The sequence below is a fragment of the Streptomyces sp. CoH27 genome (assembly GCF_020181035.1).
In the GTDB taxonomy this organism is placed as follows: domain Bacteria; phylum Actinomycetota; class Actinomycetes; order Streptomycetales; family Streptomycetaceae; genus Streptomyces; species Streptomyces camelliae.
Genome location: NZ_JAIQYY010000008.1, coordinates 154765 through 167558 on the forward strand (window position 1 = coordinate 154765; position 12794 = coordinate 167558).

A 12794-nucleotide genomic window follows, 5' to 3' on the forward strand; every position below is an offset into this window, starting at 1 on the left:
CTGACGAGACGGTACAAAACAAGACGGCCACCCCGCAGGACGGCCGGACAGACCTCTGAGGGAGAACGCGATGAGCGCACCCGACGGCAGCCCGGTCGGCGCCGAACGCAGCATCGGCCAGCTGTTCGCCTCGGCGACGACCGAATTGTCGGCGCTGGTGCACGACGAGATCGCGCTGGCCAAGGCCCAGCTGAAGCAGGACGTGAAGCGCGGCGCGGTCAGCGGCGGCGCCTTCTCGATGGCGGGCATGGTGCTCCTGTTCTCCCTGCCGATGCTCAACTTCGCGCTCGCGTACGGCATCCGGACCTGGACCCACTGGAATCTGGCGATCTGCTTCGTGCTGTCCTTCGCGGCCAACGTGCTTGTCGCCGTCCTCCTCGCGCTGATCGGCCTGGTCTTCGCGAAGAAGGCCAAGAAGAGCAAGGGCCCGCAGAAGGTGGCCGCGTCGGTGAAGGAGACGGCGGGCGTCCTGCAGAACGCCAAGCCGCACCCGCGCGCGGAACTGCCCGAGGACCGCACCCCCGCGGCCATCGAAGCTGTGGCACGCTCGTCGTCATGAGCGACCCCGCCCCCTCGGCCGTACGGATCGACGGTCCCTGGACCCACAGGGACGTCGCCGCCAACGGCGCGCGCTTCCACATCGCCGAGCTCGGCGACGGCCCGCTGGTGCTGCTGCTGCACGGCTTCCCGCAGTTCTGGTGGACGTGGCGGCACCAGATGACGGCGCTCGCGGACGCGGGCTACCGGGCGGTGGCGATGGACCTGCGGGGCGTCGGCGGCAGCGACCGCACGCCCCGCGGGTACGACCCCGCCAACCTGGCACTGGACGTCACCGGCGTGATCCGCTCGCTCGGCGAGCCGGACGCGGCGCTGGTCGGCCACGATCTGGGCGGCTATCTGGCATGGACGGCGGCGGCGATGCGGCCGAAGCTCGTACGACGGCTCGTGGTCGTGTCGATGCCGCACCCGCGGCGCTGGCGTGCGGCGATGCTGCTCGACGCCCGGCAGACCGCCGCGAACTCCTACATCTGGGGCTTCCAGCGGCCGTGGCTCCCGGAGCGTCAACTCACCGCGGACGGCGGGGCGCTGGTGGGCCGGCTGATCCGGGACTGGTCCGGGCCGCGCCCGCCGGAGGACGAGGCGGTGGAGACGTACCAGCGGGCCATGTGCATCCCGTCGACCGCGCACTGCTCGATCGAGCCGTACCGCTGGCTGGTCCGCTCGTTCGCCCGGCCGGACGGCATCCAGTTCAACCGCCGTATGAAACGCCCCGTTCGGGTGCCCACGCTCCATCTGCACGGCTCACTCGACCCGGTGACCCGCACGCGCAGCTCGGCCGGCTCCGGCGAGTACGTCGAAGCCCCCTACCGCTGGCGCCTGTTCGACGGCCTCGGCCACTTCCCGCACGAGGAGGACCCGGTGGCGTTCTCCACGGAACTCGTCAACTGGCTGAAAGACCCCGAGCCGGACCGGTGAAACGCCCCCCGCACGCGCGCGGCTGGGGGTCCGGGGGTCGGCCCCCGGGAAAGCACAGCCCGCACGAGGAGGACCCGGTGGCGTTCTCCACGGAACTCGTCAACTGGCTGAAGGATCCCGAGCCGGACCGGTGACGGTATGCCGGTGACCGTGCGGTGACGGGGTCGATGCGTGATGTATCCGGTTGGTGAACACTTGTCCCTCGAACGGCCACATGCCTGCCGCATAGGCCAATTGGGGGGCGCACACGCGGTTATCGACCTTCTGACGGGGCACACGTCGGGGTATGGGCTGGACGCACGACAGTGACGCACCCCGCAACCGCCGCTCGACCTCCGGTCTGAGCACGCCTCAGCGAGGCACCCCGCAACTCGCGGAGGCGGACCTCCGGGTGGGAATCCCGCACATCCTGCGCCGCCGGGCCCGCTGGGTCTCGGTACGTCTGCGTCACCCGCGCGGCTGAACCCCGCACCACGCGAACCCGCCAGGGCTCACAGAGCGCAGCTGTCCGTACCCACTTCCTCGGTCGCCGCACGGCCCCGCTCGATGTCGGGGCGGACCTCGTCCGCCGTGAGCGCGTAGCCGGTCTCGGCGTCGTCCAGGGACTTGGCGAACACCACGCCGTACACCCTGCCGTCGGGCGTGAGCAGCGGGCCACCGGAGTTGCCCTGGCGGACGATCGTGTACAGCGAGTAGACGTCACGGCTGACCGTGCCGCGGTGGTAGATGTCCGGACCGTTGGCCGTGATGCGCCCGCGCACGCGCGCGGCGCGCACGTCGTACGAGCCGTTCTCCGGGAAGCCCGCGACGATCGCGCCGTCGCCGCCGGCCGCCTCCTGGCCGGAGAACCGCAGCGCGGTCGCCCTCAGATCCGGTACGTCGAGTACGGCGATGTCGCGCTTCCAGTCGTACAGGACGACCTTGGCGTCGTACCTGCGGCCCTGACCGCCGATCTGCACGGTGGGCGCGTCGACCCCGCCGACCACGTGCGCGTTGGTCATGACGCGGCGGTCGGCGAAGACGAAGCCGGTGCCCTCCAGGACCTTGCCGCAGCTCTCGGCGGTGCCGGTGACCTTGACGATGGAGTCCTGGGCGCGGGCGGCGACCCCACTGCCGGCGAGGGCCGGGTCGGGCGGCTGGACGTCCTTGATCGGCTCGTTGGCGAAGGGGCTGAAGACCTGCGGGAAGCCGTTCTGCGCGAGGACGGTGGAGAAGTCCGCGAACCAGGTGTTGGCCTGCGCGGGCAGCGCCCGGGAGACCCCGAGGAGCACCTTGGAGCCGCGCACCTCCTTGCCGAGTGTCGGCAGCGTCGTACCGGCGAGGGCGGAGCCGATCAGCCAGGCTACCAGCAGCATCGCGACGACGTTGACCAGCGCCCCGCCGGTGGCGTCCAGGGCGCGGGCCGGGGACCAGGTGATGTACCGGCGCAGTTTGTTGCCGAGGTGGGTGGTCAGGGCCTGGCCGACGGAGGCGCACACGATCACGACGACCACGGCGACCACGGCCGCGGTGGTGCCGACGGTCGCCTTGTCGGTCACGGCGTCCCAGATCACGGGCAGGGTGTACACGGCGACGAGGCCGCCGCCGAGGAAACCGATCACCGACAGGATGCCGACGACGAAGCCCTGGCGGTAGCCCACGACCGCGAACCACACGGCCGCGACCAGCAACAGGATGTCCAGCGCGTTCACTGCTTCAGGCCTCGCCTACTCCACTCCGCTCCCCGCGGCCTGGCCGGGGGTCCGGGGTTGTCCCCCGGAAAGACACAGCACGACGACACCCTGTCATGACCGCCAGTCGAGTGGCACCCGCTTCTCTCTGTCCCAGGGGCGCTCCCAGCCCGCGTAGTGCAGCAGACGGTCGATCACGCCGGCCGTGAAGCCCCAGACGAGGGCCGATTCGACCAGGAATGCCGGGCCGGCGTGACCCCGGGGGTGGATGGCGGTGGCGCGGTTGGCGGGGTCCGTGAGATCCGCCACGGGGACCGTGAAGACCCTGGCCGTCTCATTGGGGTCGACGACGCCGACCGGGCTGGGCTCGCGCCACCAGCCGAGCACGGGCGTGACGACGAAGCCGCTGACCGGGATGTAGAGCGCGGGCAGCACGCCGAAGAGCTGGACGCCGGACGGGTCGAGGCCGGTCTCCTCCTCGGCCTCGCGCAGGGCGGCTCTGAGCGGCCCGTCGGCGTGCGGATCGCCGTCCTCGGGGTCGAGGGCGCCGCCCGGGAAGGACGGCTGCCCGGCGTGCGAGCGCAGCGAGCCGGCGCGCTCCATGAGCAGCAGCTCGGGGCCGCGCTCGCCCTCGCCGAACAGGATCAGCACCGCCGACTGCCGGCCCGAGCCGTTCTCCGGCGGCAGGAATCTGCTCAGCTGGACCGGCTCGACCGTCTCGGCCGCCTTCACCACCGGCGCCAGCCAGTCGGGCAGCCCTTCCTTGCTCAGCGTCACCGCGCCCCGCGCCTCACTGGCCTTCGTCATCGCCACCCCCGTCGCCTCTGCCTGTCCAACGCCCGAGGGCCCCGAGATCGTTCCGTCACGCGGCGAGACCGGCCCGTCACGCGGCCCCCAGCGGCGGGGCCGGCTTGCCGCCCGCGTCGAGGTACGCCTGCGGGGGCTTGAGGCGCTGGCCGGGGAAGCCGCCCTTCTCGTACTTCAACAGCTTCTTCGCCTTCTCCGGATCGGTCTCGCCCTCGCCGTAGGCCGGGCAGAGCGGGGCGATCGGGCAGGCGCCGCAGGCGGGCTTGCGGGCGTGGCAGATCCGGCGGCCGTGCCAGATCACGTGGTGGGACAGATCGGTCCACTCGCTCTTCGGGAAGAGCGCGCCGACGGCCGCCTCGATCTTGTCCGGGTCGGTCTCCTCGGTCCACCGCCAGCGCCGTACGAGCCGCTGGAAGTGGGTGTCCACGGTGATCCCGGGCCGCCCAAAGGCGTTGCCGAGGACGACGAAGGCGGTTTTGCGGCCGACACCGGGCAGCTTGACCAGGTCCTCCAGCCTGCCGGGCACCTCACCGCCGAAGTCCTCGGTGAGTGCCTTGGAGAGCCCTATCACCGACCTGGTCTTGGCCCGGAAGAAGCCGCAGGGGCGCAGGATCTCCTCGACCTCCTCCGGGTTGGCCGCGGCGAGGTCCTCGGGGGTCGGGTACCTGGCGAACAGCGCCGGGGTCGTCTGGTTGACGCGCAGGTCCGTGGTCTGGGCGGACAGCACCGTGGCGACGAGCAGCTGGAAGGGGTTCTCGAAGTCCAGCTCGGGATGGGCGTACGGGTACACCTCGGCCAGCTCGCGGTTGATGCGGCGGGCGCGGCGGACCAGGGCGGTGCGGGACTCCTGCGCCGGGGGTTTCACCGCGACCTTCTTGACGGACGCGGCCTTCTTCACGGCGACGGCTTTCCCGGTCCGCACGGCCTCGGCCTTCTTGGCGGCCGCCACGACCTTCTTGGCGGACACCTTCTTGGCGGCCGCCTTCTTGGCAGCGGTGACCTTTTTAGCCGTTTTTCCGGTTTTCTCACTACCGCCAGGACCATGTTCGCCCACAGCGGAATCGCGACGTACAACCACCCGCTAAGCCCCCTTGGCCTGTGCTCTCACGGTGATTTGGACACCCGGCCAGCCTAGAGCCCGGCACCGACATCCGCCCCGGACCCGCAAGATCGGCCCCCGATTGGACCCCTGACGCTTACCTCAGGACACCTGTGCGGCATCCTTGTGACAGATCACACTGTTTGGACCGTCCGGCAAAATGGGGAGCACGGTCCCCTGGTACACGGGGGAACAAGATCCCCTGAGCAGGTCGACAAGGGAGAGAACTCGTGGACGACGTTCTGCGGCGCAACCCGCTCTTCGCGGCGCTCGACGACGAGCAGGCCGCGGAGCTCCGCGCCTCCATGAGTGAGGTGACCCTCGCGCGCGGTGACTCACTGTTCCACGAGGGCGACCCCGGTGACCGGCTGTACGTCGTCACCGAGGGCAAGGTCAAGCTGCACCGCACCTCCCCCGACGGCCGCGAGAACATGCTCGCCGTCGTCGGCCCCGGTGAGCTGATCGGTGAGCTGTCGCTGTTCGACCCGGGCCCGCGTACGGCCACCGCGACCGCGCTGACCGAGGTCAAGCTGCTCGGTCTCGGCCACGGCGACCTCCAGCCCTGGCTGAACGCCCGCCCCGAGGTGGCCGGCGCCCTGCTGCGCGCCGTCGCACGCCGGCTGCGCAAGACCAACGACGCCATGTCCGACCTGGTCTTCTCCGACGTCCCCGGCCGCGTGGCCCGCGCCCTGCTGGACCTCTCGCGCCGCTTCGGCGTGCAGTCCGAGGAGGGCATCCACGTCGTCCACGACCTCACGCAGGAGGAGCTGGCCCAGCTGGTCGGCGCCTCACGCGAGACCGTGAACAAGGCGCTGGCGGACTTCGCCCAGCGCGGGTGGCTCCGCCTGGAGGCGCGGGCCGTGATCCTGCTGGACGTGGAGCGGCTCGCCAAGCGGTCGCGCTGACGCCGGTCGGCCGGTCCCGGCCGACTGCGCCGGGGGCTGCGCCGGGCTGCTCCCGCAGTGCGGCGCCCGGTTAAATCAGCTGCTCGGGGCCCCTGGGCACGCCACAGTTGCCCCATGGCTGAAACGATCCGTCGTCCCGGTCTCGACGAGCAGGGCTTCATCGCGCGCGAAGGTTCCCTCGCGCGCGTGCCCGACGCCTTCCGCCCGGTCGTGGCCGCCGCGCGCGACCGGCTGCTGGACGTCTTCGGGGCGCGCCTGCACAGCGCCTACCTCTACGGGTCGATCCCGCGCGGCACCGCGCGCGTGGGACGCAGCGACCTGGACCTGCTCGTCGTCCTGCGGGAGGAGCCGGCCGAGACGGACCGGGAGGCCGCGCGGGCGCTGGACGAGGCCGTCGACAAGGAGTTCCCGCAGATCGACGGCGTCGGCACGCTGCTGTCCAGCCGGGACCGGGTGCTGAGCGAGCTGGAGCGCTACGACCTGGGCTGGTTCGTGGCCTGTCTGTGCACCCCGCTGCTCGGCGAGGACCTCGCCGAGTACCTGCCGCGCTACCGGCCCGAGTCCCTGCTCGCCCGCGAGACCAACGGCGACCTGGCCCTGTTCCTGCTCCGCTGGCGGAAGCGGATCGCGGACGCCGCCGACACCGAGGAGGCCCGGCGCCCCCTCGTGCGCTTCATGTCCCGCCACCTCGTCCGCACCGGCTTCACCCTCGTCATGCCCCGCTGGAACGGCTGGACGAGCGACCTGCGGGAGATGGCCGAGGCGTTCGCCGCCTCCTACCCGGAGCGGGCCGCACAGCTGCGCACGGCGGCGGAGTACGGCTACGAACCCGTCGGCGACCCCGAGCTGCTGCGGATGTACGTCGACGACCTCGGCCCCTGGCTCGCCGCCGAGTACGCGCGCGTGCACGGCATCAAGGCGCCCAGGCCGGACTAGCCGATCGGCCGGACCAGCCGGTCGCCGGGACTAGATCAGGCCGTGCTCGGTCAGGTAGTCCAGCTGGGCCCGTACCGAGAGTTCCGCCGCCGGCCACAGGGAGCGGTCGACGTCGGCGTAGACGTGGGCGACGACCTGGGACGGGGTGCGGTAGCCGTTCTCGACCGCCGTCTCCACCTGGGCGAGCCGGTGGGCGCGGTGGGCGAGATAGAACTCGACGGCGCCCTGGGCGTCCTCCAGGACCGGCCCGTGGCCCGGCAGGACCGTGTGGACGCCGTCGTCGACCGTCAGGGAGCGCAGCCGGCGCAGGGAGTCCAGATAGTCGCCCAGGCGGCCGTCGGGGTGCGCCACGACCGTCGTACCGCGCCCGAGGATCGTGTCGCCGGTGAGGACCGCGCGGTCGGCCGGGAGATGGAAGCTGAGGGAGTCGGCGGTGTGGCCGGGGGTCGGGACCACCCTCAGCTCCAGGCCGCCCACGGTGATCACGTCGCCGGCGGCCAGGCCCTCGTCGCCGAGGCGCAGCGCCGGGTCGAGGGCACGCACGCGCGTACCGGTGAGATCCGCGAAACGGGCGGCGCCCTCGGCGTGGTCCGGGTGGCCGTGGGTGAGCAGGGTCAGCGCGATGCGCCTGCCGGCCTTCTCGGCGGTGTCCACGACCGTGCGCAGATGGCCGTCGTCCAGCGGGCCCGGGTCGATCACCACGGCCAGGTCGGAGTCGGGCTCGGCGACGATCCAGGTGTTCGTGCCGTCCAGGGTCATCGCGGAGGCGTTGGGCGCGAGGACGTTGACGGCCCGTTCGGTGGCGGGGCCGGAGAGCACCTGGCCGCGGGGCTGGCCGGGCAGTGTGCTTGCGTCGGTCATGCGGGGCCTCCACCGGTGCTCGTCTCGGCCGTCGGGATGTGCTTGGTGAACTCCGCATACCCCGGCCAGGACAGGACGATCTCACCGTCCACCAGACGGGCACCGGCCATCACCGGCGTCATGTCCCGCGCGGGTGCGGCTGTCAGTGCCTCGGCGGCGGTGGCGTACGGCTGCAGCTGGCGCAGCGTGGCGATGGTGGGCGGCATCATCAGCAGCTCGCCCTTGTCGTAGCCGGCGGCGGCCTCCTCGGGGCGGATCCACACCGTGCGGTCGGCCTCCGTGGAGGCGTTGCGGGTGCGCTGGCCCTCGGGGAGGACGGCGACGAAGAACCAGGTGTCGTAGCGGCGGGCCTCGAACTCCGGGGTGATCCAGCGGGTCCACGCGCCCAGCAGGTCCGAGCGCAGCACCAGCCCGCGCCGGTCGAGGAACTCGGCGAAGGACAGCTCGCGCGCGACCAGCGCGGCCCGGTCCGCCTCCCAGTCCTCCCCGGTGGTGTCGCCGACGACCGACTCCGGGCCGGGCCCGGCGAGCAGGACCCCCGCCTCCTCGTACGTCTCCCGTACGGCCGCGCACACGATCGCCTGGGCGCCCGCCTCGTCGACGCCGAGCCGCTCGGCCCACCACGCGCGCGTGGGCCCCGCCCAGCGCACCAGGCGGTCGTCGTCACGCGGGTCGACACCGCCCCCGGGATATGCGTACGCGCCTCCGGCGAAGGCCATGGAGGCGCGTCTGCGCAGCATGTGGACGACCGGACCGGACTCGGTGTCCCTCAGCAGCAGCACCGTGGCTGCGCGCCGGGGGGACACCGGGGTGAGGGTGCCGTCCGCGAGCGCGCGGATGCGGTCCGGCCACTCCTCGGGGTACCACTGACCGTTCGCCATGGCCGGAGGCTATCCCGTGTAGGGCGAATGTTCGAGAGGTGCCCGAGGTCAGCGGGGCTTACGGAACCAGCTCGACCTGGATCTCGACCTCGACGGGCGCGTCCAGCGGCAGCACCGCGACGCCGACCGCGCTGCGCGCGTGCACGCCCTTGTCGCCGAGGACCTCGCCGAGCAGCTCGCTGGCGCCGTTGACGACACCGGGCTGCCCGGTGAAGTCGGACGCGGAGGCGACGAAGCCGACGACCTTCACCACGCGCGCGATGCGGTCGAGGTCACCGGTGACGGACTTCACGGCGGCCAGCGCGTTCAGCGCGCACGTACGGGCGAGGTCCTTGGCCTCCTCGGCCGTCACCTCGGCGCCCACCTTGCCGGTGACCGGCAGCTTGCCCTCGATCATCGGCAGCTGGCCGGAGGTGTACACGTACAGGCCCGACCGCACGGCCGGCTGGTACGCGGCCAGCGGCGGTACGACGTCCGGCAGGGTCAGGCCCAGTTCGGCCAGCTTGGCCTCGACCGCGCTCATGCCTGCTTCTCCCGCTTCAGGTAGGCGACGAGCTGCTCGGGGTTGGGCCCGGGCACGACCTGGACGAGCTCCCAGCCGTCCTCGCCCCAGTTGTCCAGAATCTGCTTCGTGGCATGGACGAGCAGCGGCACGGTTGCGTATTCCCACTTGGTCATGGGCCGACTGTAGCCGCTGCGGCCGCGGGGACGGTGACCTGCGTTCCGGCGACGGTGACCTGCGTTATCCACAGCCTCCCGCGTGAGTGTCGGCCGGACTGGTTAGTCTCGAAGACGTGAGCAGGCTCCAGGTCGTCAGCGGCAAGGGCGGGACCGGAAAGACGACGGTCGCCGCCGCACTCGCGCTGGCCCTCACGACCGAGGGGAAGCGGACGCTTCTCGTGGAGGTCGAGGGCCGGCAGGGCATCGCCCAGCTCTTCGAGACGGAGGCGTTGCCGTACGAGGAGCGGAAAATCGCGGTCGCTCCGGGCGGCGGGGAGGTGTACGCGCTCGCCATCGACCCGGAACTGGCCCTTCTGGACTACCTCCAGATGTTCTACAAACTCGGTGGTGCCGGCCGCGCCCTGAAGAAGCTCGGCGCCATCGACTTCGCCACCACCATCGCGCCCGGCATCCGGGACGTGCTGCTGACCGGCAAGGCGTGCGAGGCGGTGCGCCGCAAGGACAAGAGCGGCAGGTTCGCGTACGACTACGTCGTCATGGACGCCCCGCCGACCGGCCGCGTCACCCGCTTCCTGAACGTCAACGACGAGGTGGCGGGCCTGGCGAAGATCGGCCCGATACACAATCAGGCGCAGGCCGTGATGCGCGTGCTGAAGTCCCCGGAGACGGCCGTGCACCTGGTGACGCTGCTGGAGGAGATGCCGGTCCAGGAGACCGCCGACGGCATCGCCGAACTCCGCGCGGCCCGGCTCCCGGTGGGCCGCGTCATCGTGAACATGGTCCGGCCGGAGGTGCTCGACGCGGCCGACCTGGAACTCGTACGGACCGTGGAGCGTTCCTCTGTCGCACAGGCACTCTCGGCCGCCGGCCTGGGCGGGGCCCGGCGGGGCGGGCACGCCGAGCGGCTGGTGGACCCGCTGCTGCGGCAGGCGGCGGAGTATGCCGAGCGGTACGCGCTGGAGCAGGAGCAGCGCGCGGTCCTCGGCGAGCTGGACCTGCCGCTGGGCGAACTGCCGCTACTCGCCGAGGGCATGGACCTGGCGGGGCTCTACGAACTCGCCACCGAGCTGCGGAAGCAGGGGTTGTCATGAGTCCGGACCCGGCCGAGGCGTCCACGGCGGCGAAGGGGCGGGAATCCGCCGAGGGGCACGACAAGGCCCACCGGCTCTCCCCCGCGCGCGTGCTGGACATCGACCTGCTGCTGGACGACCCGAAGATCCGGATCGTGGTGTGCTGCGGCTCGGGCGGGGTCGGCAAGACGACGACCGCGGCGGCGCTCGGCCTCAGGGCCGCCGAGCGGGGCCGCAAGGTGGTCGTCCTGACCATCGACCCGGCCCGGCGGCTGGCCCAGTCGATGGGCATCGACTCCCTCGACAACGTCCCGCGCCGGGTGAAGGGCACTGACGATCAAGGAGGGGCATCGCGCAGCGACTCGGCTGAGGGCGGTGGCGGGCGACGGGCGGGCGGCGAACTGCACGCCATGATGCTCGACATGAAGCGCACCTTCGACGAGGTCGTGGAGGCGCACGCGGACCGCGAGCGGGCGGCCGCCATCCTGGCCAACCCCTTCTATCAGTCGCTCTCGGCGGGCTTTGCGGGCACGCAGGAGTACATGGCGATGGAGAAGCTGGGCCAGCTGCGCGCGAAGGACGAGTGGGACCTGATCGTCGTCGACACCCCGCCCTCCCGCTCCGCGCTGGACTTCCTGGACGCGCCCAAGCGGCTCGGCTCCTTCCTGGACGGCCGCCTGATCCGTCTGCTGACGGCCCCGGCCAAGCTGGGCGGCCGCGCGGGCATGGCCTTTCTCAACGTCGGCATGTCGATGATGACGGGCACACTGGGCAAGCTGCTGGGCGGTCAGCTGCTGAAGGACGTCCAGACGTTCGTGGCCGCGATGGACACGACCTTCGGCGGGTTCCGTACACGCGCGGACGCCACGTACAAGCTGCTCCAGGCGCCCGGTACGGCGTTCCTGGTGGTCGCGGCCCCGGAGCGGGACGCGCTGCGCGAGGCGGCGTACTTCGTGGAGAGGCTGGCCGAGGAGCGCATGCCGCTGGTCGGCCTGGTGCTCAACCGGGTGCACGACAGCGGTGCCGACGGGCTGTCGGCCGAGCGGGCGCTCGCCGCCGCGGAAAATCTTGAGGACCCGCGCATTGTCGATCAGGGTGACGGGAAAGCTGGACTTCGTAACTCTCCCGACACGTACGGCAGTTCACAATCTTCCGCATCGCCTCCCGCACCCGAGGCCGCAACCGGCGCCCCCGCTCGCGAAGAAGGTTCCCCCGCCGCTTCCGAGGAAGGCTCCCCCGCCGACGCGGAGCGCCCCGTCGACCGGCTCACCGCGGGACTGCTGAGGCTGCACGCCGACCGCATGCAGCTGCTCGCGCGCGAGCAGCGCACGCGTGACCGTTTCACCGCCCGTCACCCCGAGGTGGCGGTCGTCGAGGTACCCGCGCTGCCCGGCGACGTCCACGACCTCACAGGCCTGCGCGACATCGGCACCCTGCTGGCCGCGGGCGGCGCACAGGCGCACACCGAGCGGTGGGCAAGCACGTGAGTACGAGCACGTGAGCAGGTGAGCACGTGCGCATGCGGCGAGGGGGCACACACAGGCACAGGCACGCGCACGGGAGCCGTATGCCGTACGGATGCCGTTGCGGGAGCCGTATGCCGTACGGTGCCGTTACGGGAGCCGTACGGCTGCGAAGCGGAAGGCGCACCCACGGGCGGGCCGCAGGCCGATCGTGGCGCCCCCAGGTCCAGGCCCGATCGGCGCTTGCCGGTCACGGGTGCCGTGCGGCCCCTGTGCTCTACTGCCCTCTGCCCAAGAGCCGCTTGCCCTCTCAGCTCACCGCCGCGTAGTGCTCGTACACCTCGTCGCTGTCGAGGGGCACGATCCCGGAACCGCGCTCGTACTCCGAGCGGGCGGTCTCCAGCAGCCTGCGCCAGGAGGTCACGGTGGGCCGCCGGCGCAGCAGTGCGCGGCGTTCCCGCTCCGTCATGCCTCCCCACACGCCGAATTCGACGCGGTTGTCCAGCGCGTCGGCCAGGCATTCGGTGCGTACCGGGCATCCGGTGCACACCGCCTTGGCCCTGTTCTGCGCTGCTCCTTGAACGAACAGTTCATCCGGATCGGTAGTGCGGCAGGCAGCCTGCGCACTCCAGTCGGTTACCCAGCCCATACCGGCGCCGTCCTCTCCCGAATCGAGGCTCCCCCACGGCGGCAGCGGCATATTCACCGCCGCCAGTTGAGGACGTTACGGAAGGTGGGGACAGCGCAACACCCCCTTCGGGCCCAATCTTGAATGGCCCGAACGGACTATGGGTAAGCGGCAGATCACCCGCGGGAGTGAGCTGGCGACATACACGACTCTCCCGGCAAACCAGGACAGCCGTGGTGCGCCACATCGGGCACCAGATGACACACGAGGCGGATTCGGACACGTCCCCACCAAAAGAGTTGGGGAACCTCCGGAAC

Annotated in this window: 14 protein-coding genes; 6 read left to right on the forward strand and 8 right to left on the reverse strand. The window is 71.6% G+C overall.

Annotation, left to right across the window (positions count from 1 at the left end; all coding sequences use genetic code 11):
• Positions 1 to 70: 70 nt before the first annotated feature.
• On the forward strand, positions 71 to 559 hold the full coding sequence (locus LE548_RS14835) for a phage holin family protein (protein ID WP_225097294.1): 489 nt from the start codon (positions 71 to 73) through the stop codon (positions 557 to 559).
• Positions 556 to 1476, forward strand: coding sequence for an alpha/beta fold hydrolase (locus LE548_RS14840; RefSeq protein ID WP_225097295.1), 921 nt, complete (start codon positions 556 to 558; stop codon positions 1474 to 1476). The genes LE548_RS14835 and LE548_RS14840 overlap by 4 nt, the downstream gene beginning before the upstream one ends.
• 491 nt (positions 1477 to 1967) lie before the next feature.
• Here the strand turns inward: LE548_RS14840 and LE548_RS14845 are convergent, their stop codons facing one another.
• From LE548_RS14845 to nth, 3 genes are all read right to left on the reverse strand, one after another.
• A complete protein-coding gene (locus LE548_RS14845) occupies positions 1968 to 3167 on the reverse strand; it encodes a MarP family serine protease (protein WP_225097296.1) in 1200 nt (399 codons plus the stop codon).
• 93 nt (positions 3168 to 3260) lie between these two features.
• Positions 3261 to 3953 carry a CoA pyrophosphatase gene (locus LE548_RS14850; RefSeq protein WP_225097297.1) on the reverse strand — a complete coding sequence of 231 codons (693 nt, stop codon included), beginning with the start codon at positions 3951 to 3953 and terminating at the stop codon, positions 3261 to 3263.
• A gap of 76 nt (positions 3954 to 4029) precedes the next feature.
• Positions 4030 to 5007, reverse strand: coding sequence for an endonuclease III (gene nth, locus LE548_RS14855; protein ID WP_374116095.1), 978 nt, complete (start codon positions 5005 to 5007; stop codon positions 4030 to 4032).
• Positions 5008 to 5282: 275 nt separating this feature from the next.
• Between nth and LE548_RS14860 the strand changes: the two genes are divergently transcribed.
• Complete coding sequence (locus LE548_RS14860) at positions 5283 to 5957, forward strand: Crp/Fnr family transcriptional regulator (RefSeq protein ID WP_014674022.1); 675 nt, start codon at positions 5283 to 5285, stop codon at positions 5955 to 5957.
• 114 nt (positions 5958 to 6071) lie between these two features.
• Positions 6072 to 6893 carry a nucleotidyltransferase domain-containing protein gene (locus LE548_RS14865; protein WP_225097298.1) on the forward strand — a complete coding sequence of 274 codons (822 nt, stop codon included), beginning with the start codon at positions 6072 to 6074 and terminating at the stop codon, positions 6891 to 6893.
• A gap of 30 nt (positions 6894 to 6923) precedes the next feature.
• Here the strand turns inward: LE548_RS14865 and LE548_RS14870 are convergent, their stop codons facing one another.
• From LE548_RS14870 to LE548_RS14885, 4 genes are read right to left on the reverse strand one after another with little or no spacing between them, the layout of a single operon-like run.
• Positions 6924 to 7754, reverse strand: a complete 831-nt coding sequence (locus LE548_RS14870) for an MBL fold metallo-hydrolase (protein ID WP_225097299.1) — start codon at positions 7752 to 7754, stop codon at positions 6924 to 6926.
• Positions 7751 to 8635, reverse strand: coding sequence for an NUDIX domain-containing protein (locus LE548_RS14875; protein ID WP_225097300.1), 885 nt, complete (start codon positions 8633 to 8635; stop codon positions 7751 to 7753). The genes LE548_RS14870 and LE548_RS14875 overlap by 4 nt, the downstream gene beginning before the upstream one ends.
• A gap of 58 nt (positions 8636 to 8693) precedes the next feature.
• A complete protein-coding gene (locus LE548_RS14880) occupies positions 8694 to 9158 on the reverse strand; it encodes a RidA family protein (RefSeq protein ID WP_225097301.1) in 465 nt (154 codons plus the stop codon).
• The gene (locus tag LE548_RS14885) at positions 9155 to 9313 is read right to left on the reverse strand and encodes a DUF4177 domain-containing protein (protein WP_086024262.1); all 159 of its coding nucleotides are present in this window, start codon (positions 9311 to 9313) and stop codon (positions 9155 to 9157) included. The genes LE548_RS14880 and LE548_RS14885 overlap by 4 nt, the downstream gene beginning before the upstream one ends.
• Before the next feature lie 116 nt (positions 9314 to 9429).
• Between LE548_RS14885 and LE548_RS14890 the strand changes: the two genes are divergently transcribed.
• Both LE548_RS14890 and LE548_RS14895 read left to right on the forward strand, forming a co-directional pair.
• Positions 9430 to 10407 carry an ArsA-related P-loop ATPase gene (locus tag LE548_RS14890; protein WP_225097302.1) on the forward strand — a complete coding sequence of 326 codons (978 nt, stop codon included), beginning with the start codon at positions 9430 to 9432 and terminating at the stop codon, positions 10405 to 10407.
• Complete coding sequence (locus LE548_RS14895) at positions 10404 to 11873, forward strand: ArsA family ATPase (RefSeq protein ID WP_225097303.1); 1470 nt, start codon at positions 10404 to 10406, stop codon at positions 11871 to 11873. The genes LE548_RS14890 and LE548_RS14895 overlap by 4 nt, the downstream gene beginning before the upstream one ends.
• Positions 11874 to 12159: 286 nt before the next feature.
• Here the strand turns inward: LE548_RS14895 and wblA are convergent, their stop codons facing one another.
• Positions 12160 to 12498: a transcriptional regulator WblA gene (gene wblA, locus LE548_RS14900; RefSeq protein WP_225097304.1), complete on the reverse strand. Its 339-nt coding sequence runs from the start codon at positions 12496 to 12498 to the stop codon at positions 12160 to 12162.
• Positions 12499 to 12794: the final 296 nt, after the last annotated feature.

Excerpts from the sequence above, each read along its gene's own strand:
- LE548_RS14875 (WP_225097300.1), bottom strand. The coding sequence starts at position 8,635 with ATGGCGAACGGTCAGTGGTACCCCGAGGAGTGGCCGGACCGCATCCGC.
- LE548_RS14840 (WP_225097295.1), top strand. The coding sequence starts at position 556 with ATGAGCGACCCCGCCCCCTCGGCCGTACGGATCGACGGTCCCTGGACC.
- LE548_RS14850 (WP_225097297.1), bottom strand. The coding sequence starts at position 3,953 with ATGACGAAGGCCAGTGAGGCGCGGGGCGCGGTGACGCTGAGCAAGGAA.
- LE548_RS14880 (WP_225097301.1), bottom strand. The coding sequence starts at position 9,158 with ATGAGCGCGGTCGAGGCCAAGCTGGCCGAACTGGGCCTGACCCTGCCG.
- LE548_RS14895 (WP_225097303.1), top strand. The coding sequence starts at position 10,404 with ATGAGTCCGGACCCGGCCGAGGCGTCCACGGCGGCGAAGGGGCGGGAA.
- LE548_RS14885 (WP_086024262.1), bottom strand. The coding sequence starts at position 9,313 with ATGACCAAGTGGGAATACGCAACCGTGCCGCTGCTCGTCCATGCCACG.
- LE548_RS14835 (WP_225097294.1), top strand. The coding sequence starts at position 71 with ATGAGCGCACCCGACGGCAGCCCGGTCGGCGCCGAACGCAGCATCGGC.
- LE548_RS14870 (WP_225097299.1), bottom strand. The coding sequence starts at position 7,754 with ATGACCGACGCAAGCACACTGCCCGGCCAGCCCCGCGGCCAGGTGCTC.
- LE548_RS14865 (WP_225097298.1), top strand. The coding sequence starts at position 6,072 with ATGGCTGAAACGATCCGTCGTCCCGGTCTCGACGAGCAGGGCTTCATC.
- wblA (WP_225097304.1), bottom strand. The coding sequence starts at position 12,498 with ATGGGCTGGGTAACCGACTGGAGTGCGCAGGCTGCCTGCCGCACTACC.